Origin of the sequence: Anabaena sp. AL09, assembly GCF_001672255.1 — a bacterium.
Taxonomy (GTDB): Bacteria; Cyanobacteriota; Cyanobacteriia; order Cyanobacteriales; family Nostocaceae; genus Dolichospermum; species Dolichospermum lemmermannii.
Genome location: NZ_LJOQ01000036.1, coordinates 6,406 through 29,483, shown reverse-complemented (window position 1 = coordinate 29,483; position 23,078 = coordinate 6,406). Strand labels below are relative to the sequence as shown.

Sequence of the window (23,078 nt, the reverse complement as noted above, 5' to 3'; positions counted from 1 at the left end):
CGCTTATTAATTTAGATTAAACCCATGTACACCAATGGTTTTGGATATATTAAAAGGATGTTTGATCATAAGGGGAACGGTAGAACCGTATTTATTTAATAATACAAATTCAAGTAGATTAAACAATGCTAGTCGAAAAGCAAGTGCTAAAACCTTACAAAGACTGGGAGTGGTCATTCTAGTAGTGGGAATATCAGCAAGTTTATTTGTGTTAAATTCTTTCCCTGCTTTCTGTATTGTAGTAATTTTAGGGTTGCTATCAATATTTTTAGGAACTAGACAGTTAGGAAATGTCGAAAATTTACCACAACAATTTTTATTTTCTTCCATAGATTTAGATGGTTGGTTGACAAAATGGCAACAAATAAATGGTAAAGTTGATAAAGTTCTAACTTCACAACAAGAACAAATTGCACCTACATCTATTAACCCCGATATAACAGCTTATAGTTTTGATAGATTAGTAGTTTGCGATAGTGCTAATATGGCACAATTATTAATTGCTAATAATTTCCACTTTGAAAATAATTGTGCAATTCTCAGTATTACTGGTTATCCCCAAAGCATTTTCAATACTACAATGGAAATGTTACGACGTAACCCTGATTTAAAAGTCTATGCTATTCATGATTGTAGTCCCAAAGGTGTCAGTTTAGTTCATCATCTTCGCACCAGTGAAAAGTGGTTTTTAAATAGTAATGTGACAATTATTGACCTGGGACTTTTACCCCGTCAAATTATTGCGAGTCAGGGAAAAATGTTTACTCGGTTTTCTTCACAGTTAAAAGACGAAGCTAAAAAATTATCTGTAGATATTCGTCTGACTTTAACTGCTGAAGAATTAGCTTGGTTAGATACTGGTAATTTTGTCGAATTAGAATCCTTTACCCCACAAAAATTAATTCAAGTTCTCAGACATGGTATTTCTGGAAGCTTGAATTTAGAAAGTGATGATAGTAGTATAATTTTAATTGGTGATTCAGGTATTAATTCAGGAAATGATATTTATATGGTGGAAAGTTTTGGTTGAATAAACATGGATGTTACTAATAATTATTCTAACTGAGAATTTGCTTGTTGTTTTCTAACTGCACGAGCAATCAAGGGGGCTTTCTTTTCTAATCCTGTTAGGGTAAGATCACCATCAATATACATCTGATACCATGCTTGACGCTGACGAAGAACTCGTTCATCATCCCGTAGATGCAATTTTTGTAGAGTAAATTCAGCCTTTTGACGTTCGTGCAGTGGAACTTTATCAGTTATGATTAATTGCAAGGAAGGCAACAGAATTTCAAACCAGTCATTTTCCACTTCAAATGGGTCAAGAACCTGCTGATCAAGAGTACCTTTACTGCTATTGATCCAACCGGAAGCAAAACGGTAATTACTCCATTCATAAGCCAAATGACGATGATTGTCACAAGATAAGAAATGATCTACAGTACCAACAGGTTCATACATTGCACTATAACCGCAAAGATTACTAAAACCATCAGCTAAATCACTTTTAAAATTTGACCAATAATCTCTGAGTTTTCTTTTAGGATCTGTATTTTTTTCTAACCAATTATTACCTGGTTGTCGTGCTTTTAGATCAAAATTTTCCGGTTCTGCTGGAGGATTAAACTTTAACATATTTACTATGAGTCTGATGATTTTTGATTTCTTCTTTCTGCTGTAACTATCCAACGTGGCCAAAATGGATCATGTCCCGGTAAAAGTCTTTGCAATTCCTGATGAATTTGTGATTGTGTTCTCAAATGTTCAGGAAAAGTATTCATATTATCATTTCGCATCCACGCTTCTGCTGCTTCAATTGCGGTTTCTGATTCTTGAGAACGTGCTTGTTTTAGTCCAAATATTTCTGATGTTAACCATCCTACAGTATCACCTTGTTTAGTCCAGAACATTTCATTTAGTTCAACGTCTTTTCCTTGTAGTTCAAATAAAAATAATTTATCTTGTTCTTCATCAAATATTGGTTCTAATGAAGCCAGCACAAGGGGAGAATGAGTAGTAACTAAAGCTTGTATTGTGATATTTGATTTTAACTGATTGACTACTGATAAAATAGATGGTAAAATCGCTCTTTGCCAGCGAGGATGGAGATGAGACTCAATTTCATCTATTAATAAAACTATTTGATTCATTGGTTCTTGCTGCGTTAGTTCACAAGCTTTTTCGTGTTCATACCAAGTCCATACCAACAAATAAGCAAGTCCCAGAATCCGCTTCATTCCTGCTGATGCTTGGGTAATGGGAATATTACCATAAGGAAGATTAATTGTGGGAATGTCGCGGACATCATCCACAGATACTCGCGTCGGTTCTCCTATTTCTATCCATTCATCTGGATGGGGTGAAAGTCGTTTTATGACATCAGATAAAAGTTGAAATGGCATTTTTTGTGGTTGATTTTGCCACGTTACCCAATCTTGAATCAGACCGTTACAAATAACTTTTCCTTTTAATTTTAACCCATTCCAAAGTGTATCAGGGGTAAAATCATAGGCATCTTCATCGTTGCGAGCAGGATCAAAAATAGAGAAACTTCCATCAACGCGAACAAAAATAATTATTCCTTTTAATGAGGGAACACTATGAAAGGGAACTCTTAAATCTTGCCATTTTTGTTTAGAAAAATTAAATTTAAAGGAATAATTTTTTCCTTCATCATCATCTAGAGTGATAATTTGGGAGATAATTTCTGGAGGTTTTTCTGTATTTCTTTGCGGATAAACGGGTTGTTCTACCCAGTTTCCAGTAAGTACCCACCAAGCAACATCTAGTAAGAAACTTTTACCTAATCCATTATCCCCAGTAAAAATGTTGAGTCTATCAGCAAATTCAACATCAAATTGAGAAGATGGTCCAACAGACCTTAAATGAAGTTCTTTTAACATTTGACTACTTCTTGAATGTAGATTTATTTACCTGTAACCAAATTTCCAAACTCACCAATAACCACAGTTTAACACCATATCTTCCCCAAACATCTCCTTTAAAATCTAACCATTCACGCAATATATCCTGATTAATATAAGCTGATATCTGACTATTTCTATTTAACAACAATTTCCGCGCTTCCCGTTGCCAGTATTTTCTAAATCCTAATTGTACAGGAACCATCATCCCACTTTTAGGACGATGAATAATCCTATCTGGTAAAATATCACTAACTGCTTTTTTCAAAACTGCTTTTTCTTCCACTCCCGAAAGTTTATATTCTGGAGGAATTTGCATACTTAATTCAACTACACGCTGATCAAAAAGTGGTGATAAACCCTGTAAATCTGCTGCTTGAGTTAAATTACTCACTTTTGTCAAAATCTGATCTGCACCTTTAAATTTAATATTCAATGCCATTAATCTATTCAAATAATTGACATCGGCATTTAAATCATCATAAAATACAGAAGATTCATTTTTTAAACTTTGCCAAATTTCCGCTTTTAAAAGTTGCGGTAAATCTAAAGTACACTTTTGAAAAGAAATTAGAAATGCTTGTAATGAATCCTGGTTATTAATAGCACCATATAAACTATTAATTAACATAGGTTGATTTTTGGGTCCACCAAAACAAGGATCTCCACCTTCTCCATTGAGAGTAATTTGCACATTTTCTCGCGCTATTCTCCCTATTAATAGGTTGGGAACTGTTAAAGGATCACCAATAGGATCATCTAAATAAGCCATTGTTTCTGGTAAACGTTCCCACATATCCCGAAAGGTAATTTCTAAGATGTGATGTTGAGTTTGACAATGTTCTGCAACTAAATTAGAAAATTCTAATTCGTTCGCAGTTTCCGTCCCAAAATGAATAGAATAGGTATGAATTGGTGCAGAATGTAATTTTGCTGCTATTGCGGTAATGCTACTAGAATCTAAACCCCCAGACAGGAAAATCCCCACAGGTTGATTTTTGGGTAAATATTCTTTGACAACTTGTTCAAGCAAAGAACAAAGTTTTTCACCATACCATGCTAAAGATTGATTTATGTCTATAATTTGTTCTTTTAATTGCCAATAATGATAAACTTGTTGTGATGGCATTTGCAGAAAAGTACCAGGACGAATTTCCTTGATATCTTGCCAAAGTGTCCTTTCTCCCGGAACAAATGCACAACAAAGATAATCTCGTAATGCAACTAAATCTAAATTATCAGAACGATAAGGTGTTAAAGTTCTTAATTTTGGGGCTATCCAATAAGTTAAACCTGTGGTAGTATAATATAAAGTGCGGCTACCTATGGCATCTCTAATTAAATACAATTCCTGTTTTTCACAATCCCAAACTACAAACCCAAACATTCCCAGTAATAAATTTAAACATTCAGAATTATATTTTTCCCAAAGTTGTGCAACTATTTGTTGATTACTGCAATTATGATTAATCTTAATTCCTAATTTTTGCAGTAATTCTTCTCGATTACTTAACCAAATATCTCCAACTACTATAAATCTTTTGCTATGACTTATGGCAAATTTATCTGCTGTGGAAATAACTGCAAATTGCTGATCTTGCCAAATTACATCTTCTTTTAAATTATCTAATTTTCCGTAAGCTACACACCAACTAGACTTAAATTCAATATTTGTAATGGCAGACTGAGAACTTTTGAAAAAATTAAATAGCATTAGTTTGGGTATTGGATAAGGGGTAATAAGTAAAAATATTAGCAATTACCAATTACCCGTTAAAATCTAAGCAGCGAAATTTGCAGCAATCTCAAAGAAGTCGGGGATATGAACCAGGAAAAACCCCTGTTTCTTGATAATTTCAGCTAAACTGTTCCTCAGCGTCCAAATTAAATAGCATTTGCAGAGTTTGCATACATCGTCTTCTAGCTTCCACATCTTGCTGGGCGCGTAATTGCACCATCGGATCATGGAGAATCTTATTCACTATTCCCCTTGTCAAAGCCTCAATTACCTCTTGATGCTTTTCGCCAAATTCCGAACCCAAACGAGATAAAGCCTTTTCTAATTCTTGTTCGCGGATAGTTTCGATTTTATTCCGCAGAGAACTAATTGTAGATACAGTTTCTAAACTCCGCCACCAAATATCAAAAGCTTCAACTTCCTCATCTAAAATCTTCTCAGCTTCTTGCGCCATTTGCCGGCGACTTTCATAATTTTGGGCGACAACCGCCTTCAAATCATCAACATTAAAAGCCTTGACATTGGCCAAATCATTGACATCTGCATCCACATTTCGGGGGACAGAAATATCAAATATCATCAATTGTTGATTGGGTTCTAACACCGTTTCCAACTTCGCCCGATCTAAAATCGGTTCAGTGGAAGAAGTGCTAGTAAAAACTATATCACTAGCGGCAATAACTGACATCATTTCTGGCAGCAAATGGATTTGGATCGGTTGTTCTGGGAACAACTTCGCCAATTCTTCAGCCCTTGTGCGGGAACGATTAACAATACTAATTTGAGTTGCACCTTTAGAAATCAGGTGTTGTACAAGTAACCGGGACATTTTCCCAGCACCGAGAATAGACACCCGATAAGGAGATAAATTTTCTACTTTCATCTGTGCCAATTCCACAGCGGCCGAACTGATAGAAACCGCACCAGTCCCAATACTGGTTTCGGTGCGAACCCGTTTACCCGCCGTTAAAGCTTGTTTAAATAAGCGATTTAAAATGGTTTTGATGCCATTAAATTGTTGTCCGAGTTTGTGGGTATTCTTAACTTGAGCGAGAATTTGACCTTCACCCAAAACCAGACTATCCAACCCACCCGCAACCCGTAAAATATGGGTGATAGCATCAGTATGCAGCAACATAAACAAATGATGTCTTAAAGACATAATCGGCAATTTGCTATGTTCAGAAAGGAACTGGGTAACTTCGTGAATTCCTTGGGTAGTCTCGTTACTAACGATATAAATTTCTAAGCGGTTACAGGTACTGAGAATAGCAACTTCATCAACATGAGGATAACTCAGAAGTTGAGCGATCGCACTTTCAATTTGAGGTTCAGGAATACTTAATTTTTCTCTAACTTCTACAGGGGCTGTTTTATGGCTTAACCCCACCACGGCAATATTCATTTATTAAATAGGTAATTGGTTTGGTGTCAGTTGTCAGTAGGGGCGAAGCATTTGGAAGATAAATTATCGGTCATTGCCAAAAATAGTTCTCCAAATGCTTCGCCCGTACAGTTAGTAGGGGCGAAGCATTTGGAAGATAAATTATCGCTCATTGCCAAAAATAGTTCTCCAAATGCTTCGCCCGTACAATTGTCAGTTGTCAGTAGGGGTGAAGCATTTGGAAGATAAATTATCTGTCAGTTGTTAGTAGGGGCGAAGCATTTGGAAGATAAATTATCGCTCATTGCCAAAAATAGTTCTCCAAATGCTTCGCCCGTACAGTTGTTAGTTGTCAGTTGTCAGTTGTTAGTAGACTATCAAAAACTGATTGACGGATATAAATTGACCAAAAACTATAAAATACAAAGTTTTTAGATGTTCACAACCTGTCGAATTTACTTTGACAGACTACTAATAACAATGGACTACTGACCACTGACCACTGACCACTGACTAATTACTAATTACTACCGCAGTTGGATAGTTTTGGGTTCTTCCCACAAGTGAACTGTATCCACAAACCGAGCGGTTTTGGATTGACTAGAAATAACCAAGCTTTGGGTTCTAGCACCACCGTGGAAGAAGCGCACACCATCCATCAAAGTTCCAGGAGTAATACCGCAACCAGCAAATAGCACTGTTTCACCAGAAGCTAATTCATTAGCGTTATAAACTCGGTCTCCGTCAGTAATACCCATTTCGTTTAAACGAGCTAGATTACCTTCTCTGCTTTCACCAATTAAACCAGTTTGTACTACTTCTGGATCGTATATTAGTTGTCCTTGGAAGTGTCCACCCAAGCAGCGTAAAGCAGCAGCAGAAATTACACCTTCGGGAGCAGCACCGATACCCATTAAAGCATGGATATTAGTACCAGAGAAAGCGCAACAGATAGCAGCAGAAACGTCACCATCGCTGATTAGTCTTACTCTAGCTCCAGCGGTGCGAATTTCTTGAATGAGGTCTTTGTGACGGGGACGATCCATCACTACTACTACTAATTCCTCAACGGAACGGTTTAAGCACTCAGAAAGGATTTTTAGGTTTTCTGTAGCGGATTTGTTGATATCAACAAGACCTTTAGCTGCTGGTGGTGCAGCGAGTTTACGCATATAGAAGTCAGGAGCAGCAAATAAACCGCCCTTTTCAGAAATTGCCAAAACTGCCATGGAGCCATTTTGACCATAAGCAACCAGGTTAGTCCCTTCGCAAGGGTCAACAGCAATGTCAATTTCTACAAGTTCTTCCAGATTACAGACACTGGCAGCATTTGGTTGAGTACAGATACCGACTTCTTCTCCAATGTAAAGCATAGGAGCTTCGTCCCGTTCGCCTTCACCGATGACGATGCGACCACGCATATGGATTTTGTTCATCCGTTCGCGCATCGCTTCCACTGCTACTTGGTCAGCAATGTTCTTTTCGCCCTTACCCATCCACTTAGAAGAAGCGATCGCTGCTTGCTCAACTACTTCTATAATCTCTAACCCAAGAGTATTTTCCACGAGTATCCCCTCTAAATTACTTGTCTTAGCGTCGTTTAATTAGCTATTTCAGTTTTCAAGTTTACCAAAACAAGGATACTTATGGAAAAAAGTCTTGACTAGCAACTGTGTTAAGTTTTGCGACTAAGGCAGTATTGCGAGTTTTTACAGTACGTTCATATTAGTTAAGTTAAAGTAGAAATTGCTGACAGTAATTGAGTAAATGCGCCTAGCAAGTTAGAATAGTTATGGTGACAGCCTCTCCACTGTTCCTTACGAGGCTTTTATGGCAGCAAATCTCAAACAAATAGCCAAGTATCTAGATAATCTTGGTTGGGACTACCGTTTTGATGAAGAAGAAGACCGGATTATTACGGGTGTGGAAGCGGAAAACATCGAAGATTTTCTGATAGTTGTCCAACTGGACGAGGAAGGAAAATTTTTTCGGCTATTTGCACCCCAAGTTTTGGCAGAAGTAAAAGACCATCCCTACAAAGACGCTATCCTCCAGACGATGCTGGCTATTTCCTGGGAAACTAAAATGCTCCAATGGGAATATGATCCATCCGATGGTGAAATCCGCGCTATCATCGAATTTCCCCTGGAAGACTCCCTGCTCACCGAAAGACAATTTAACCGTTGTCTGAGCGGATTAATCCAAATCGTGGATACCGTTGCCCTGCCGCGGTTGCAAGAGGTGATGGAAACAGGAGAAGATCCGGGAAATCTGGACTTAGGAGAAAGATTATTATTGAGTATTCAAGAACAAGCTCCTGGATTATTAGAACTCCTAGAAAAAGCCATGGAAGCGCGGAAAAAGCGGGGTAGTTTGTCTGATGAATAAAGCGGATCACTACTGAAATCACTAAACTGCAAAGTGATAACCTGATTATATACTGAAATCTTGTAAGGCTGGATTTTTATGACATCCTATGCAACCTCCTCTGCTAAAGCAGAAATGAGTGAACTCCGGCGGTTAAAAAGCTTATTACCCCCAGAATTACAAAGTTGGGTAACAGTTGAAGGCACAACAGAGGTTAATCCATCCCTGATTCGTTGCGAAGAAATTGGCAAAGACCAAGTGGAAATTCAAATTGACTTGGTAAAATGGGATGCTCTGGCAATGGACCAGCGGAATTTGCTGTTTTGGCACGAAGTTGCTCGCGTGCAAAACGACACTATTCCCAAAGATGGTTGGGAAATGGCCGCACTAGCCATTGGTTTAGGTGGTGCTGTTGGTGAATTATGGGTACAAGATGGATTATTGCTAGTATTAGCTATGGCGCTCTGTGGCGTTTCTGGTTGGCGATTATATCAAAAAAATAATGGTGGTAAACAAGTTAAAGAATTGCTAGATGCTGACGAAAAAGCGATCGCTCTGGCAACCCGCTTTGGTTATAGTTTACCCAACGCCTATAAAAGTCTTGGTAGTGCCTTAAAAACCTTAGTGGAAAACACTCCTAGCAAAAATCAGCGTTCTCGATATGAAGCGAGACTTTCTGCTCTTAAACGCAGCGCCAACAAAGCCAAAGCTAAATCCCGGAATGAGGACTCTGGATTGTGAAATTTTGACAATTAGTGGGGTGGGAGATACCCAACCCACAAAGATACAGTCAGAGTCAGGACTAAAAGCCTTGAACATCAGTAATATCTATCTATTAGACTTTTATGTTCAGAAAAATTTCCGAGAAATTCATCTATTTAACAAAATATTAAAACTTTATCAAACCTTCTTATTTTGCTCATAAAAACTTTTTAAATTCGCGTCTTTGTTGAATATTTTATAAGTTTAGGAAGTCACAGGTCGCAAAAATAGCGAAATCTCCTTACTTACATCTGCAACTAATCAACCGCCGATTTTAACTTTTTAACAACTGTACTTTGGAAGACAATTATTTTTTTAAATAGCTCTAACTTAGTGTTATAGGCTGGTTAAAGGAATTTTTTATCTTCTTCATAATGAGTTTTATTGCTCACATTGAGAAATTTTAAATTTAGACCTACTGAGTCTAAATAGGAGATAATTATTTCCAACTGTGGTCAATATCCGTCAGGTTCTCAATAAATTAGCAGGTTAATTAGTGATATTATTGCTGGCTGAAATTTTGCTAAAAATTGTGCATGAAGCAGAGGATATCCTTGAGTTAAGCTAATGCTATTGTTGACAAAGGTAAGTTTTTTCTGGCAACCCATTCTAGTCCTATAGATAATCGCCCAGAATTTGCATGAGCTTCAAAGTCCCGTAATCTAGGAAAACAGTCAATTTGGCAGTTAAAAAGGGCATTGTAATTGTTAAAACTGTCACAAAAGTAACAATGCAAATCACAAAGAGCAAAACAAATAAAAATCTGACGTATCCCGACGTTGAGATATTCCCCTTGAATTGCATAAAAAGACTTAAATCAGGTATCAGTAACATTAACTTTATTTTTAGTAATCAGATGATCATGAGAAATAACAAGTTGAGTCACCTATTTACAACAGCAAAAATTTTGAGAATTGCTGCTATTGTGAAGCTGGATTGGGAATATTTTCTCTAATCTTTAAAAATCTCCCAGCTTGTGCTTCATCATCCAGATTAAAAATCAGGTTAATTGTTTTTCCAAAAGAAAATTACGGTTAACAAATTAGATTATATATGGCAATTAAAGTCCAGAGTTTTATGAGTAGTCAAACCACACCAGTAGACTTTCCAGTTACTTACTTAGAAAGCGCAGTAATCTTGCAAGTTCCAGTGAGGTTAACTGTGCTTGAGGCCGTCAGTTTTAAGCAAACTTGCCAAAACTTAATTGCAGCAGATTTACCACCAGGGCAAATTTTTATTGATTTCCAAAATACTACTTTTATGGATAGTAGTGGTTTAGGTTCTCTAGTCAGCAACTTTAAAAATTCTCAAGAAAAGGGAATCAAAGTAACACTGCGTCATGTTACACCCCAAGTCATGGCAGTTTTAAATCTGACAGGGCTAGATCAGGTGTTTCCCATTGAGTCTCTTCACAACCTCACACTAATAGCCACAGATAACTTTACAAACTCAGGAAAAAATACTTCTCGCAAAGTAGATCCACTTCCTCAAACTCATAATTCCGTGGCATCTTGGATGAAACGGCTGATTGATATTGTGGGATCATTAGTTGGTTTAGTAATTACATTTATTTTGTTTATTCCCATAGTAATCGCCATTCAAATTGACGATCCTGGTCCAATTTTCTTTAGGCAAACTCGTTGTGGTTGGATGGGTAAGCGGTTTGCAATTTGGAAATTTCGGTCTATGTGTGTAGATGCAGAAGCTAGAAAATCCCAAATCAAAAATCAAGTTGAAGGCGCTTTCTTTAAAAATGATAATGATCCCAGAATTACTAAAGTAGGTAACTTTTTACGTCGTACCAGTTTGGATGAACTACCTCAATTTTGGAACGTTCTCAAAGGGGAAATGAGTTTAGTCGGGACTCGACCACCCACACCTGATGAAGTAGAACGCTACGAAGTCCCCGAATGGCAACGTTTAGACGTTAAACCTGGTATGACTGGTGAATGGCAAGTTAACGGCCGCTCTAAAGTTCGGAGTTTTGAAGATGTGATTCGGTTAGATTTACAGTATCAGCAAAATTGGACTTTAGTTTATGATTTAAAGTTAATTTTCAAAACCATCACTATTTTGTTTAATAAAAACAGTGGGGCTGTTTAGCCACTGCTAAACGTCAGCATTCAGCTAATACCTGACGACTGAGCTACTAAACTAAATTCACCAGGTTAAAACATTCAATTTACCCAAGTTACAAATCGGCTTGGGTTTATTTTTATGAAAGGAACAGGGCAACTAAGCTATCTACCAGGGGTGAGGCTAAAAACCTGGCTTGGGGGCTAATTTTTCGCATCTGTTCCCCATTCCCTATTCCCTTGGTTGATAAAGTGATCAACTGTAGAATATGTTACTATTCAGGAAAAACCTATTCACACAATTGCAGTTCAGCTATTTTGAGATATTTGTAAGCAAGTTGAATAAGTAGTGGCAACAGAAAAAACGCACATGAGGTTGAATGACTGAATCTTTCCCCCGAAATTTACCATTGACAATAAACCCTGTGAGCAGACCTAAAACTGACACAGAAGCTACGAGTAAAAATTTAGCTTTAACTATTGCTGAGGCAGCTTTAGACCGCAAAGCAGTAGAAATTATCTTGCTCAATGTGGCAGAGATTTCTTCCCTCGCGGATTACTTTGTGATGATGACTGGTTATTCTAAGGTGCAAGTTAGGGCGATCGCTGACGCAATTCAAGGACAAGTTGAAATTGACTGGCAACGACGACCCATCAGAACAGAAGGCAAAGCCGAAGGAACTTGGGTACTACAAGATTATGGTGATGTCATCGTCCATATCATGATGCCAAGAGAACGGGAGTTTTATAATTTAGAAGCGTTCTGGGGACACGCGGAACGTATTTCCCTAGCAAACGCCGAGAATGTTGGGAGTTAACCGATATGATGCGATCCTCCCTTGAGAATTGCCCAGTTCCGACGGAACAACAACCACTGAATGAGTACGAAGAATTAAAAAATGCCTGGCTATTTCGAGATAGTATCTTAAGCTGGGCTAACTTCACCAAGAAAATTTTTTGGATCTGGGCTTGGTCTTGGTTAGTAGCCGGACCTGTGGCAGCAGCCAGTTTTTCTCCCCAAAAGCAGATTTTTAATTTTCTCCTTTGTGGATCTGGTGCTGCTAGTGTAAGTATAGTGCTAGTATTAGTCCGGTTATATTTAGGTTGGTTCTATGTGCGCGATCGCCTTTATAGTCCCACCGTATTCTACGAAGAATCTGGTTGGTACGACGGACACACTTGGACAAAACCCCAAGAAGTCATCAGCCGTGATCGCTTAATTGTTACCTACGAAATCAAACCCATCTTCCAACGCTTGCAAATTACCTTTGCCGCCTTGGCTCTTACGTATCTTATTGGTACTATAGTTTGGCATTTCTTGTAAATAGTCAGTGGTCATTAGTCATTAGTAAAACAACTGACAACTGACAACTGACAACTGTACGGGCGAAGCATTTGGAGAACTATTTTTGGCAATGATCGATAATTTATCTTCCAAATGCTTCGCCCCTACTAACCACTGACAACTGACAATTCACAAAATAGATATAAACCCATGACAATGGGAAAACGAACTCAAGCCGCAGCACTAGAAGTCCGGTTGCTGCGTGAAGGCATTATCGAATCTCGGCATATAGTCCAGGCTGTAGTTAGTGATGACCGGGGACGGGTACTTTCCGTTGCTGGTAACGCTGAAACCGCCGCATTTGTCCGTTCTGCCCTCAAACCATTTCAATCACTGGCTATCACCAGCACAGGCACATTAGAACGTTATGGTTTGAGCGATAAAGACTTAGCAATTATCACCAGTTCCCACAAAGGCAGTATGGAACAGGTGAGACAGGTATTTAACATCCTGTGGAGAGCAGATATTGACATCAATGCCCTGCACTGCCCAATTCCTCAAGGTAAGAGTAGTGCTTTAGAATATAACTGTTCTGGTAAACACGCCGGAATGTTAGCTGTTTGTCAGCAACGCCATTGGCCGTTAACTAACTATTTGGATCGTAAACACCCAGTCCAACAGTTAATTATCACCAAAGTAGCAGAATTGCTGCGAATGCCAGCAGCAGAATTTCTGACCGCCCATGATGACTGTGGCGCACCCACATATCTGATGCAACTCAGTCAAATGGCCTCTTTATATGCTGTATTAGCTTCCAGCAATAGCGTGGATATGGAGAGAATTGTCCGCGCCATGAATCATCATCCCACAATGGTGGCGGGTGTCGGAGAATTCGATACAGAATTGATGCGCTTAACTCCTGGTGAACTGGTGAGTAAATCTGGAGCAGAAGGGGTACAGTGCATTGGCCGACTTGGTGAAGGCATGGGATTATCTATCAAAGTCATGGATGGTTCAACACGCGCTAAATATGCCGTAGCTATTCACATCCTCCAACAAATGGGTTGGATTAGTCCCAGCATTGCCCAAAGCCTCTCTGAAAAGTTTATGAACCTGGGGAAATACAAGCGTTTGGAAGTAATTGGAGAATTATCGCTTTTGTAGTTGACAAACTTTTGACTTCGCGCTATATTAAAGGAGTCGAGAGAAAAGCGACAAAAGCGACGCGGGATAGAGCAGCCTGGTAGCTCGTCGGGCTCATAACCCGAAGGTCAGTGGTTCAAATCCACTTCCCGCCACCAAATAAAAAATAAGTCCCTGTAATTTTTAAAGATTACGGGGACTTGTTTTATGTGTTGGGTTGACCCAGGGAAAGCCAAAAAAATCCTTGATCATGTTGGGCTAGGAGTTGCCCAATCAAACCTCCTCTGCCTCCAATCCTGCCAACTCCAGTTCTAGTTGTTGTTCTTTCTCTGGAATTGCCAAAATTTGGGGCAGTTGTTCGATTTGAAAATACTGATGAAATTTTGGGGTTATTTGCAGAGCAAAGGAGCGAGAATCACTCTCTCGGCGTTTGCGAACAAAACCAGATTCTACTAATTCTTGAACGTGCTGATAAGCTCCTGAACCCCGTAAATTAATCAATTCGCTTTGTAATATGGGATTATGGAGGGCGATCGCTGCTAATGTCCGTAAAGCCCCCACACCAAATTCTACTGGTATTATAGCTTGCACTAAATCATGGAATTCCGAACGCAGTTGTAAACTATAACCATGTTCAGTTTCTACGACTTCTAAAGCTGTATCTCGACGGGAATAATTCTCAATTAGTTCGATAATTCCTTCTTCTGCTGTGAAGCGATCACACTTCGCATATTCAGCAATTTCACTTAAAGATAAGGGTTTACCCTTTAAATAAAGAATCGCTTCTATTTTGCCAGTGGTCAGTTGTCAGTAGGGGCGAAGCATTTGGAAGATAAATTATCGCTCATTGCCAAAAATAGTTCTCCAAATGCTTCGCCCGTACAGTTGTTAGTAGGGGCGAAGCATTTGGAAGATAAATTATCGCTCATTGCCAAAAATAGTTCTCCAAATGCTTCGCCCGTACAGTGGTCAGTGGCTGAAAATTTTCACCTATTTTATATAACTAAGTATAAATTCGGCGATCGCTAAATCTTGAGGAGTCGTAATTTTCAAATTAGTCTCTTCCCCAGGAACTATTCTCACTTCAATACCGCATTTTTCAAACAAAGCCGCATCATCAGTCACTTCCCAACCTTGACGGACACCTTCAGCATGGCACTGTTTTAACAATTTGACATCGAACCCTTGGGGGGTTTGGGCCGCCCAAAGCTGTTTACGCTCTGGTGTGCTTTTAATTATATCATTGTCGTCAACGACTTTAATCGTATCTTTAATAGGTACAGCCGCAATTAAACCAGAACAATGCAAAATTGCCTCAGAACAAGCATTAAATAAATCTGGTGTTGCCAAACAACGAGCGCCATCATGAATTAAAACTTGTCCTGCATTAGTTGGCAATGCCTGTAAACCATTGTAAACTGACTCTTGACGGGTAGAACCACCAGGAATGAATACTATTGTTTTTTTCAGCTTTAAGTCAGCGATAATAGACTTGAAGTCATCCCAATCTGGAGGTTGAGAAACAATTCCGATCCAACTAATAGAACTTGCAGCTTCTGCGGCTAACAAAGTCCAAGCAATCAAGGGTTTTGAACGTACCTGTAATAAAAGTTTATTACGATCAGCACCCATTCTTTTGCCACTTCCGGCTGCGGGAATTAGTAAATGCACAACTTTTCCTTAATCTTTAATTAAATAAATTCAAAATACCCATTGTTGAAAATAACTTCACCAGCAAAATTCTCAATACCTATATTCTCCTAAAATATAAAACAATAACCGTTAATAAATATTATGCGTGTAGTAGCCCTAGTCCCTGGTTCAATTGATAACCAAATTCTTTTTTTTGCCACTCTTGATGATCTGAAGCGTTATTATCCCGACGCGCAGATAGATGTGATTGTAGAACCCCAGTCAAAGGCCGCTTACCGAGTCAGCAAGTCAGTTCATGATGTATTAACCTTTGATTACAAAGATCGTAATAGTTTAGCTGATTGGGGTAACTTAGTTGGTATGATCCGTGATCGTGAGTATGATGTCGCTATTATTGTCGGACAAAGTTGGTGGGTAGGCTTGTTAATGTGGTTGACGGGAATTCCCACACGCATTGGCTACCAAGGAGAAGGTGCGGTTTTTCTCACTAACCCTATTCCGCCCAATTTATCCGAGTATGTGGCAAAAATGTACCATAATTTACTCAAACCTTTGAAAATTAATACTCCTTGTCCAGCATTATCAGTAAATGTGCCTAAAGTAGATATTGAATGGGCGCAAGCAGAACAAAAACGCTTAGGAGTGAATGAAACAGGTTTTATTCTCATCAATGCTGGTGAAGGTAGCCTAGATACAACTTATCCCGTAGAAAATTGGCAACAAATTATTGCAGATTGTCAACAAAAACAGCCAGATTTACCTGTTGTTGTCATTAGAGAAGCAAATAATGAGCCTTTAGTCAGATCGCTTTTAGAACATTGTCAGAATATTAAAGTTACTTCTCCCGATGATATTGGTAAGTTAACTGCCATAATTGCCGGTGCTAGTTTAATGGTATCTGTAGAAAATAGCTTCTTGCAATTAAGTATAGCAGTAGAAACATATACAATTACTTTGTTAGATTCTATAAATTCAGAAAAATTATTACCTATAAGCGAGAAAGTATTAGCTATTACTTCATCAACTGGGAAAATAGCAGATATCTCACCCCAAATAGTGTTAGAAAAAATTTGGGGAGGCTGAGTATTAATTTTAGATTTTGGATTTTAGATTGAAAAAAAATATCCAATCTAAAATCATAAATTCCATTGTTTAGACGAATTAGTTTTTTCAATCGTTTCAAAGAAAGCATCATCTAATTCATAACCCAGAATTTGCGCTAAAGATTTGAGTCGAGATGGACTAGTAATATCTTGTTTGTGCAACCAATCACTTAAAATAAAGATTTTGTGCATCAGAAATATTTCTAAAGCTTCGGGGTTATATTGGATACCTTCTTTAGAACTAAACTGATGAGGTACTAACATAGCTGCATACCGAGCTAGTTCTCCTGCTTTCCAGTCTAGTAAAAATGGCAACCAAGGATACTTGGCATCAAGACGCACAAACCACAGTCTGACTTCGGGAATTTCCGATAGTTCCCGTGGATCATTTGCTTCCCGCTCAAACTGAATTTCCAGACGCAGTTGCTGTTCATGGGTAGAAATGCTTCCCTGTTGCAGCAATGGTTCAATCACCGTTAAGGCAGGTGACACATCTAAACTATAAATAGAGTTGTTGTTGAGGGTGATTGTGATTGTCATGAACTGATAGCTACTTACTCAACAGTGTTGAGAATCTACAGTAGCAGCTTTTTCACCTCTTTAGGTAGACATTTAGCCGAATTTTAAGATAAAGTTGTTATGAGTTTGTTTTAGATTAAAAAAATGATGAGTTAGCAAACAGACAAAAGTTTCCTCCAATTTTGCCTAAGCAAGTTCTATCGTGAGGATATTTTGAATTGATTTATCCCCAATTCCTAGAATTTACAACCTGAAATATGTACAAGCAAGGGATTTATCCTAAACCTATTTGTTCTTTACAAGATGCTTTGGATAGGTGTCAAATGTTAGGGATGCGTATCAGTCGTCAACGGCGCTTTGTTTTGGAATTGCTTTGGCAAGCGAAGGAACACCTTTCTGCTAGGGAGATTTATGATCGACTGAATCAAGAAGGTAAGGAAATTGGACATACTTCGGTATATCAAAATCTAGAAGCTTTATCTAGCCAAAATATTATAGAGTGTATTGAACATGGGGAAGGACGATTATATGGCAATAATAGTAATTCCCATAGTCATGTTAACTGTATAGATACAAATCAAATTTTAGATGTGCATATAGAATTACCTGAAGATTTGTTACGTCAAGTGGAAGCACAAACAGGGATAAAGATTTCTGAATATACTATTAACTTTTATGGTTATCGTGACAAAGTAAGTGATTAGGAATTAAAAATTTAAACTAGCCTAAAAAATCAGGAATCAACTTTCTTGTAAAAATGAGCGATCGCCTTGTACAATTTTTATTAATTGACCCAGATCCAATTTTCCGTTTAGGACTCAAGGTAACACTGGAAGCTATTCCTAATTTACAAGTAGTAGCAGATGTTGCTACAGATACTGCGGCTTTACAAGTTTTAGCGGAAATACTAACTGGAAATTCTCGGCAAATTAAATTAATTATCTTAGAATTAGATAATGAGCAAATAGGGTTAAAATTCTGTAAACAACTCAAAGCTTTATATCCCCATATACCTATATTACTTTTAAGTTCAAAATCTCAACCAGAAATGCTCATTGCTGCCAAAGAAATCGGGATAAATGGCTATTGTCCTAAAGGGATATCAATTTCTCAATTAGTCCCCATTATTCAAGAAGTAGCTAATGGTGGTTATTACTGGTTTGCAGATTCAGTAATTGTTAATTCTCCTTTCCCATTTGCTAAGTTGCGAAATAACTTACAAAATTCGGGAATTAATAATATTGATCAAGCCCTTGATAAAGTTACAGAACAATTAAAATTGCCAGGAATAACTCTATTAAATAAAGCAATTTTAGCAGGACAACGACGCGAACTTTTAGCGGCTCGGTGGGTTGTTAATCACTTATTGACAGCAGAGAAGGAAAGACAAAGACTATCACAAGAAAACCAATTACCGTCCTTAGATATTTTTCCCAATCAGACTATTATTAAATCAGATCCACGACCATTTATAAACGTACCACCGATAGTTAGTTCTCAACAACTGCAATCTGAATTATTGACTTTAGGTTTAAATAAACTCAAATTTCCTTTAGATAATCTTACTAATACACCTTTAGAAATTGATATTCTTCGAGAAAATAAAAAGCGAGAGTTACTTTATATTATTCTTCAGCAATTTTTTAAGCAGTTGGAAGAAGTTCGGGCTTTTAATTTTGATAAGAATCAGCTATTTAATTTACAAAGCCAGATTTTACTAGACTTATGGCAATTTACTATTACGGAGTTTTTTGGAAATTATTCCCGAATTATTTTAGATAAAGAAGAAATAAGTTTGGTTAAATTTTTATTAGATAAAACCACAGAATCGCAAACAGAAATTATCAATAAAGTTCCATTTCTATTTGAATTATTGACTTATCTACTATTATTAACAGATTTATGTATTGATAACGTTTCTTATCCAGCAGGAACGCAAGAATCTCAATCTCAAGCATTATCAATTTTAGAAAATTTATTGATTCACATAGCTAATGCTGTAATTCAACCATTACTAAATAATTTAGCAGACGAGGAAAGTATTAAACAAAATTTTTATCATTGGCACATGATTTCCACCAGAGAAATTGAGAAATTTAGAAATAATTTATCTTGGAAATATCAATTACATCAATATATAACTGAAGCGCAAACAATTTTTGAAAGTCGCTATGAATTATTTATTTTTGCCCCTCGGGGAATTTCTAAAATATCAATTTATGCCCCTCGAAATCAAGAATTAGCTCAACTTTCTGGAATTCCTTTAGGGGTAACATTAATACTAGAATTTCGGGATGCTATTTCTCCCCGCATACAATCATTAGTAGGCTTTTTAGGAACTGGAATTGTTTTTGTTCTGACTCAAGTAATTGGCCGAGGTTTAGGTTTAGTTGGGAGGGGAATTTTACAGGGAATTGGTAGTGTTTCTTTAACGGAAAAGGGACAACGGAAGAATAAGTAATTGGTAATTGGTAATTGGTAATTGTTCAAAGGGAACAGGGAACGGGCAACTTTCTAACAGGAAAAACTCATGTTTAAAAACATGAGAAAAACATCCTTTTTTTGACTGAGCTTTAAACTGGTGCAAATGAGTGTTTCTTATTTGCTCCCTGTTCCCTGTTCCCTGTTCCCTGTTCCCTGTTCCCTTCTTTTGTAATTGGATTAAAAGCCTTTTCATTAATTACCAATAATATACATCGGGAAGTGCTGTACTATAAATTCCAATCACGACGATAATTGAAAAAACCTAATAACAACTCTTGTAAAGCACGGTTTTTATTAATTCTGTGTCTATTCCATTCTCTGGCTGTTTCCATGATAATTTCGGAATAACTGGGATAAATAGGTGATAATTTTGCTAAATGCTGAATTTTAATATTTTGTGATATTGCTAAACTAATTAAATTAATTAATTCTCCTGCTGCTATTCCTAAAATAGAACATCCTAGAATTTTTCCATTTTCCAAAACTACTAATTTACAAATACCTGTAATTTCTCCTTGTATTTGTGGGGCTGTAGCTGTTTTGAAATATTGCTTAAAAACTAAAATTTGCTTTTGAGAATATCGGTTTCGCGCTTGTTTTTCTGTTAAACCAACTTGTGCCACTTTAGGTTGAGAATATATTCCCCAAGGAACAGATTCATAATTAACTTTTAGTCTGGGAAAAAATAAAGCATTTTCTATGGCAATATTAGCTTCATAATTACCAATATTCTGAATATCATAACCACCTAATATATCACCACAGGCATAAATTCGCTGGTTGGTAGTTTGTAATTTTTCATTGACAACCAAGCGGTGTTGATGCAATTTTACTCCTACCGCTGGTAAATTCAGATATTCTAGGTTTGGTTGCTGTCCAATTCCAATAAAAATTTCGTCGGTTTCAATGGCTTGATTTCCGGCTTGTACCCATTTTTTATTGTCTATATGTCGGATTTGGGTGACTTGGGTTTGTGTTAAAACCCGCACACCATCAACTTCTAATTGTGCTGTTAATAATTGGGCTATTTCTAAATCAAGATTAGGCAGAATTTGAGAATTTTTAACTATTAATGTAACTTGACAACCGAATCTGGCTAAAAATTGAGCAATTTCTATACTTTGAGGAACACCACCAATAATTACCCAATTTTCGGGTAATGTTGTTGTTTCTAAAGATTGCCAAATATTAGCTAAAGTCAGATATTTAATGGTATCTAATCCTGAAATATTGGGAATTAAGGGACGAGAACCATTAGCGAGTAAATAGGTGCGACTATATAACTGTCTTTCATTAACTGTAAAACTTAATTGAGGAGAAGATTGAAATTGACCATTACCAACAATAATATCAACACCTTGAGCAGCTAAGTTAGAAAGAGAATTTATTTGATTAAGATTTTTGGCAACGGCATTTGCATAAAACAATCCTTTTTTTAAATTTAAAAATTCTGGATTTAAGTGAATATTTTTGTCAAAAATTTCTAGATTTGCTAAATTATAAGATTGCTGAGTAATTTGACTAATTTCACTAAGTATGTATTGATAACTTGAATTATAGTGATCAGAAAAATCCGCGCTCACAATCAAGGCAACTTTAGCGTGTAACTGAGTGGCACTTAAAGCGGCATGGTATCCAGCAATACTGCCACCAATAATAACGATATCGTAATCAATATTGGGCATTGGGCATTGGGCATTGGGCATTGGGCATTGGGCATTGGGCAGTTGTTCGTTGTTCGTTGTTCGTTGTCACCCATTAAGTTCCTTCTTCCTTCTTCCTTCTTCCTCCTGATAGCGAAGCGTGGCGTTAGCCATACTCCTGATAGCGAAGCGTGGCGTTAGCCATACTCCTGACTCCTGACTCCTGACTCCTGACTCCTTCTTATAAGTGCTGTTAATAGGCGTTGGTTATCAGACTGGGTACGGACTGCGATGCGAAAAAAGCGATCGCCTAATTCCTTAAAGCTTAAACAATCACGAATTAAAATCTGGTGTTGCTGAAGTAGTTGCTGTTGTAGCTGGGAAGTGGATTGTTGAGATTCTACCAATAAGTAGTTAACAGTGCCTTCGAGCGGGGTTAAACCGGGAATTGAAGCTACACCTTGAAATAGTTGGTTTCTCGCCTCTGGTAGCCATTTCCAGGTGAGATTTTGGAATTCTGTATCTTGGAGGGCGGCGATCGCTGCGGCTGCTGCTAAAGTATTTACAGGCCAAGGATCTCGCCATAATTTCCATTTTGCCAACCGGTCGGGGTGAGCGATCGCATATCCTAATCTTAGCCCTGGTAAACTGTAAAATTTGGTGAGCGATCGTAAAATCACCAAATTCTCGTATTCCTGCACCAACCCAATTAAACTTTGTTCAGCTTCCGGTGGCAAAAAATCCATAAACGCTTCATCTATCACCACCAAAGCAAACTTTTCCAAATACGGTAAAACAGATTCCCGTGAAAATAACTTTCCCGTTGGATTATGGGGATTATTCAGCAGTAACCCAAAATCTGAAGTCTCAAGTCCGAAATCTGGCAATAGAGAAATATTCCCCTGACCTATGCCTAAATCCACAGGAAACTCCAGAACTTTAGCGTTATTAGCCGCAAGAGTGCGGTAATAGTCACCAAACGCTGGAGTTAGTAACACTGTTGCTGCTAATTGTCCCAATTCTCTACCCACCAGAGTTAATAATTCTGCTGAACCATTACCTGGCAAAATCCACTCAGTAGGTATTTGATGAAAATGACTCAGAGCAAGTCTCAATTCACCATACTCTGGGTCAGGATAATTCCTCAGATTCCCCAGTTGGCACACAATTGCAGCAATAACGCTGTTTGGTGGTCCCAACGGGCTGATACTGGCGGAAAAATCCACAATAGCATCAGGGGAACAGCCAGCCAGTGCTGCTGCCCAAGCTAAATTTCCCCCGTGTGCTTGTTGTGGCATCAAAAATATCTTTCCTATAGAAGAACTTACTCTTTTGGCTCTTTTGGGGGTGCTACTCTTTCTCTAAACAGTTTCCCAGCGGAGAAAGCGGGAACTCTGGTAGCGGGAATATCCATTTTTTCGTTGGTTTTGGGGTTGCGCCCTTCACGGGCTTTGCGTTCCCGTGATTCAAAAGAACCAAATCCTACCAATGTTACCTTATCACCGGAAGAAACCGCTTCCACAATGGTTTCGATGGCAGCACTCAAAACAGCATCAGCCTGTTTCTTGGTAACACTAGCCTTTTCTGCTACCGCATCAACTAATTCGCCCTTGTTCATATCGAACTCCTAAAGTTTTGCTAGAGATTATTTCAAGATGCACCATGACTGCATCTTTACGTAAATTTCCGTTTGTAGAAATAAAAAAATCGTTCCTTGAGAGTATTTACACTCAAAATCGCTACAAATACGATTGATTCGACTTTTCAATGAATCATTCTAAGGCGTTGTCGCCCTAAGTGGATAGATAAAACTATTAATTTATATAGATTTCAGGATTTTTTTGTTTTTTTACCTCTTTACTGTATTCAAAATACCCTATTTTTAGGAATAAATACTTAATGGTCAGTTGTCAGTTGTTAGTAGGGGCGAAGCATTTGGAAGATAAATTATCGCTCATTGCCAAAAATAGTTCTCCAAATGCTTCGCCCGTACAG

24 protein-coding genes and 1 tRNA gene are annotated in these 23,078 nt (G+C 37.8%); 14 read left to right on the top strand and 11 right to left on the bottom strand.

From position 1 onward, the window contains the following. Nucleotides 1-34: 34 nt before the first annotated feature. Nucleotides 35-1,030, top strand: a complete 996-nt coding sequence (locus AN490_RS06175) for a hypothetical protein (RefSeq protein ID WP_300000922.1) — start codon at nucleotides 35-37, stop codon at nucleotides 1,028-1,030. Between the two features lie 23 nt (nucleotides 1,031-1,053). Here the strand turns inward: AN490_RS06175 and AN490_RS06170 are convergent, their stop codons facing one another. The 4 genes from AN490_RS06170 to AN490_RS06155 form a co-directional block, all read right to left on the bottom strand. Further along, the gene (locus tag AN490_RS06170; protein ID WP_015080649.1) at nucleotides 1,054-1,638 is read right to left on the bottom strand and encodes a hypothetical protein; all 585 of its coding nucleotides are present in this window, start codon (nucleotides 1,636-1,638) and stop codon (nucleotides 1,054-1,056) included. 5 nt (nucleotides 1,639-1,643) lie between these two features. Next, nucleotides 1,644-2,906, bottom strand: coding sequence for an ATP-binding protein (locus AN490_RS06165; protein WP_300000919.1), 1,263 nt, complete (start codon nucleotides 2,904-2,906; stop codon nucleotides 1,644-1,646). 4 nt (nucleotides 2,907-2,910) lie between these two features. Further along, nucleotides 2,911-4,641: an asparagine synthetase B gene (locus tag AN490_RS06160; RefSeq protein WP_300000917.1), complete on the bottom strand. Its 1,731-nt coding sequence runs from the start codon at nucleotides 4,639-4,641 to the stop codon at nucleotides 2,911-2,913. Between the two features lie 142 nt (nucleotides 4,642-4,783). After that, entirely contained in the window at nucleotides 4,784-6,070 is a 1,287-nt protein-coding gene (locus tag AN490_RS06155) for a glutamyl-tRNA reductase (RefSeq protein ID WP_015080646.1), read from the bottom strand. Nucleotides 6,071-6,100: 30 nt separating this feature from the next. Between AN490_RS06155 and AN490_RS06150 the strand changes: the two genes are divergently transcribed. Both AN490_RS06150 and AN490_RS06145 read left to right on the top strand, forming a co-directional pair. Further along, the gene (locus tag AN490_RS06150; RefSeq protein WP_300000915.1) at nucleotides 6,101-6,298 is read left to right on the top strand and encodes a hypothetical protein; all 198 of its coding nucleotides are present in this window, start codon (nucleotides 6,101-6,103) and stop codon (nucleotides 6,296-6,298) included. Nucleotides 6,299-6,310: 12 nt separating this feature from the next. After that, a complete protein-coding gene (locus AN490_RS06145) occupies nucleotides 6,311-6,484 on the top strand; it encodes a hypothetical protein (RefSeq protein ID WP_300000913.1) in 174 nt (57 codons plus the stop codon). A 92-nt stretch (nucleotides 6,485-6,576) separates the two neighbouring features. On the opposite strand, the gene glpX is transcribed toward AN490_RS06145, so the two are convergent. After that, nucleotides 6,577-7,614 (bottom strand): class II fructose-bisphosphatase, encoded by a 1,038-nt coding sequence (gene glpX, locus AN490_RS06140; protein ID WP_300000911.1) that lies wholly within the window; start codon nucleotides 7,612-7,614, stop codon nucleotides 6,577-6,579. A gap of 265 nt (nucleotides 7,615-7,879) precedes the next feature. Between glpX and AN490_RS06135 the strand changes: the two genes are divergently transcribed. The 7 genes from AN490_RS06135 to AN490_RS06105 all read left to right on the top strand — a co-directional run bounded on the left by AN490_RS06135 (nucleotide 7,880) and on the right by AN490_RS06105 (nucleotide 13,839). Then, on the top strand, nucleotides 7,880-8,437 hold the full coding sequence (locus tag AN490_RS06135) for a hypothetical protein (protein ID WP_015080644.1): 558 nt from the start codon (nucleotides 7,880-7,882) through the stop codon (nucleotides 8,435-8,437). Nucleotides 8,438-8,515: 78 nt separating this feature from the next. Next, nucleotides 8,516-9,157 carry a DUF3318 domain-containing protein gene (locus AN490_RS06130; protein WP_015080643.1) on the top strand — a complete coding sequence of 214 codons (642 nt, stop codon included), beginning with the start codon at nucleotides 8,516-8,518 and terminating at the stop codon, nucleotides 9,155-9,157. Between the two features lie 1,074 nt (nucleotides 9,158-10,231). Further along, nucleotides 10,232-11,281 carry a sugar transferase gene (locus AN490_RS06125; RefSeq protein WP_148764755.1) on the top strand — a complete coding sequence of 350 codons (1,050 nt, stop codon included), beginning with the start codon at nucleotides 10,232-10,234 and terminating at the stop codon, nucleotides 11,279-11,281. Nucleotides 11,282-11,633: 352 nt separating this feature from the next. After that, nucleotides 11,634-12,071, top strand: coding sequence for a ribosome silencing factor (rsfS, locus tag AN490_RS06120; protein WP_300000907.1), 438 nt, complete (start codon nucleotides 11,634-11,636; stop codon nucleotides 12,069-12,071). Nucleotides 12,072-12,076: 5 nt separating this feature from the next. Further along, nucleotides 12,077-12,577 carry a CGLD27 family protein gene (locus tag AN490_RS06115; protein ID WP_015080639.1) on the top strand — a complete coding sequence of 167 codons (501 nt, stop codon included), beginning with the start codon at nucleotides 12,077-12,079 and terminating at the stop codon, nucleotides 12,575-12,577. A gap of 171 nt (nucleotides 12,578-12,748) precedes the next feature. Continuing rightward, nucleotides 12,749-13,702 (top strand): asparaginase, encoded by a 954-nt coding sequence (locus AN490_RS06110; RefSeq protein ID WP_300000904.1) that lies wholly within the window; start codon nucleotides 12,749-12,751, stop codon nucleotides 13,700-13,702. A gap of 60 nt (nucleotides 13,703-13,762) precedes the next feature. Beyond that, nucleotides 13,763-13,839: transfer RNA gene (locus AN490_RS06105), tRNA-Met, on the top strand. A 115-nt stretch (nucleotides 13,840-13,954) separates the two neighbouring features. On the opposite strand, the gene scpB is transcribed toward AN490_RS06105, so the two are convergent. Further along, complete coding sequence (gene scpB, locus AN490_RS06100; RefSeq protein WP_300000924.1) at nucleotides 13,955-14,485, bottom strand: SMC-Scp complex subunit ScpB; 531 nt, start codon at nucleotides 14,483-14,485, stop codon at nucleotides 13,955-13,957. Between scpB and AN490_RS06095 the strand changes: the two genes are divergently transcribed. Further along, a complete protein-coding gene (locus AN490_RS06095) occupies nucleotides 14,486-14,710 on the top strand; it encodes a hypothetical protein (protein WP_300000902.1) in 225 nt (74 codons plus the stop codon). On the opposite strand, the gene ispD is transcribed toward AN490_RS06095, so the two are convergent. After that, nucleotides 14,672-15,352: a 2-C-methyl-D-erythritol 4-phosphate cytidylyltransferase gene (gene ispD / locus AN490_RS06090; protein ID WP_300000900.1), complete on the bottom strand. Its 681-nt coding sequence runs from the start codon at nucleotides 15,350-15,352 to the stop codon at nucleotides 14,672-14,674. The genes AN490_RS06095 and ispD overlap by 39 nt on opposite strands. A gap of 123 nt (nucleotides 15,353-15,475) precedes the next feature. Here ispD and AN490_RS06085 point away from each other — a divergent pair, with 123 nt between their 5' ends. Continuing rightward, the gene (locus AN490_RS06085) at nucleotides 15,476-16,417 is read left to right on the top strand and encodes a glycosyltransferase family 9 protein (RefSeq protein ID WP_300000899.1); all 942 of its coding nucleotides are present in this window, start codon (nucleotides 15,476-15,478) and stop codon (nucleotides 16,415-16,417) included. Nucleotides 16,418-16,470: 53 nt separating this feature from the next. Here AN490_RS06085 and AN490_RS06080 read toward each other — a convergent pair whose 3' ends face one another. Beyond that, a complete protein-coding gene (locus AN490_RS06080) occupies nucleotides 16,471-16,977 on the bottom strand; it encodes a CRR6 family NdhI maturation factor (protein ID WP_300000897.1) in 507 nt (168 codons plus the stop codon). A gap of 236 nt (nucleotides 16,978-17,213) precedes the next feature. Between AN490_RS06080 and AN490_RS06075 the strand changes: the two genes are divergently transcribed. Together AN490_RS06075 and AN490_RS06070 are read left to right on the top strand one after the other, a co-directional pair. Continuing rightward, complete coding sequence (locus tag AN490_RS06075) at nucleotides 17,214-17,660, top strand: Fur family transcriptional regulator (protein WP_213716752.1); 447 nt, start codon at nucleotides 17,214-17,216, stop codon at nucleotides 17,658-17,660. A 53-nt stretch (nucleotides 17,661-17,713) separates the two neighbouring features. Beyond that, complete coding sequence (locus tag AN490_RS06070; RefSeq protein ID WP_300000894.1) at nucleotides 17,714-19,417, top strand: DUF3685 domain-containing protein; 1,704 nt, start codon at nucleotides 17,714-17,716, stop codon at nucleotides 19,415-19,417. 250 nt (nucleotides 19,418-19,667) lie between these two features. Here the strand turns inward: AN490_RS06070 and AN490_RS06065 are convergent, their stop codons facing one another. The 3 genes from AN490_RS06065 to AN490_RS06055 all read right to left on the bottom strand — a co-directional run bounded on the left by AN490_RS06065 (nucleotide 19,668) and on the right by AN490_RS06055 (nucleotide 22,701). Beyond that, the gene (locus AN490_RS06065) at nucleotides 19,668-21,125 is read right to left on the bottom strand and encodes an NAD(P)/FAD-dependent oxidoreductase (RefSeq protein WP_300000892.1); all 1,458 of its coding nucleotides are present in this window, start codon (nucleotides 21,123-21,125) and stop codon (nucleotides 19,668-19,670) included. Between the two features lie 155 nt (nucleotides 21,126-21,280). After that, nucleotides 21,281-22,381 (bottom strand): threonine-phosphate decarboxylase CobD, encoded by a 1,101-nt coding sequence (gene cobD, locus AN490_RS06060; RefSeq protein ID WP_300000890.1) that lies wholly within the window; start codon nucleotides 22,379-22,381, stop codon nucleotides 21,281-21,283. Between the two features lie 26 nt (nucleotides 22,382-22,407). Next, the gene (locus AN490_RS06055) at nucleotides 22,408-22,701 is read right to left on the bottom strand and encodes an HU family DNA-binding protein (protein ID WP_015083119.1); all 294 of its coding nucleotides are present in this window, start codon (nucleotides 22,699-22,701) and stop codon (nucleotides 22,408-22,410) included. Between the last annotated feature and the right edge of the window lie 377 nt (nucleotides 22,702-23,078).

What these genes read in the sequence shown, in the direction of transcription:
- AN490_RS06175 (WP_300000922.1), top strand. Translation starts at nt 35, where the DNA reads ATGGTTTTGGATATATTAAAAGGATGTTTGATCATAAGGGGAACGGTA.
- AN490_RS06170 (WP_015080649.1), bottom strand. Translation starts at nt 1,638, where the DNA reads ATGTTAAAGTTTAATCCTCCAGCAGAACCGGAAAATTTTGATCTAAAA.
- AN490_RS06165 (WP_300000919.1), bottom strand. Translation starts at nt 2,906, where the DNA reads ATGTTAAAAGAACTTCATTTAAGGTCTGTTGGACCATCTTCTCAATTT.
- AN490_RS06160 (WP_300000917.1), bottom strand. Translation starts at nt 4,641, where the DNA reads ATGCTATTTAATTTTTTCAAAAGTTCTCAGTCTGCCATTACAAATATT.
- AN490_RS06155 (WP_015080646.1), bottom strand. Translation starts at nt 6,070, where the DNA reads ATGAATATTGCCGTGGTGGGGTTAAGCCATAAAACAGCCCCTGTAGAA.
- AN490_RS06135 (WP_015080644.1), top strand. Translation starts at nt 7,880, where the DNA reads ATGGCAGCAAATCTCAAACAAATAGCCAAGTATCTAGATAATCTTGGT.
- AN490_RS06130 (WP_015080643.1), top strand. Translation starts at nt 8,516, where the DNA reads ATGACATCCTATGCAACCTCCTCTGCTAAAGCAGAAATGAGTGAACTC.
- AN490_RS06125 (WP_148764755.1), top strand. Translation starts at nt 10,232, where the DNA reads ATGGCAATTAAAGTCCAGAGTTTTATGAGTAGTCAAACCACACCAGTA.
- rsfS (WP_300000907.1), top strand. Translation starts at nt 11,634, where the DNA reads ATGACTGAATCTTTCCCCCGAAATTTACCATTGACAATAAACCCTGTG.
- AN490_RS06115 (WP_015080639.1), top strand. Translation starts at nt 12,077, where the DNA reads ATGATGCGATCCTCCCTTGAGAATTGCCCAGTTCCGACGGAACAACAA.
- AN490_RS06110 (WP_300000904.1), top strand. Translation starts at nt 12,749, where the DNA reads ATGACAATGGGAAAACGAACTCAAGCCGCAGCACTAGAAGTCCGGTTG.
- AN490_RS06085 (WP_300000899.1), top strand. Translation starts at nt 15,476, where the DNA reads ATGCGTGTAGTAGCCCTAGTCCCTGGTTCAATTGATAACCAAATTCTT.
- AN490_RS06080 (WP_300000897.1), bottom strand. Translation starts at nt 16,977, where the DNA reads ATGACAATCACAATCACCCTCAACAACAACTCTATTTATAGTTTAGAT.
- AN490_RS06075 (WP_213716752.1), top strand. Translation starts at nt 17,214, where the DNA reads ATGTACAAGCAAGGGATTTATCCTAAACCTATTTGTTCTTTACAAGAT.
- AN490_RS06070 (WP_300000894.1), top strand. Translation starts at nt 17,714, where the DNA reads ATGAGCGATCGCCTTGTACAATTTTTATTAATTGACCCAGATCCAATT.
- AN490_RS06065 (WP_300000892.1), bottom strand. Translation starts at nt 21,125, where the DNA reads ATGCCCAATATTGATTACGATATCGTTATTATTGGTGGCAGTATTGCT.
- cobD (WP_300000890.1), bottom strand. Translation starts at nt 22,381, where the DNA reads ATGCCACAACAAGCACACGGGGGAAATTTAGCTTGGGCAGCAGCACTG.
- AN490_RS06055 (WP_015083119.1), bottom strand. Translation starts at nt 22,701, where the DNA reads ATGAACAAGGGCGAATTAGTTGATGCGGTAGCAGAAAAGGCTAGTGTT.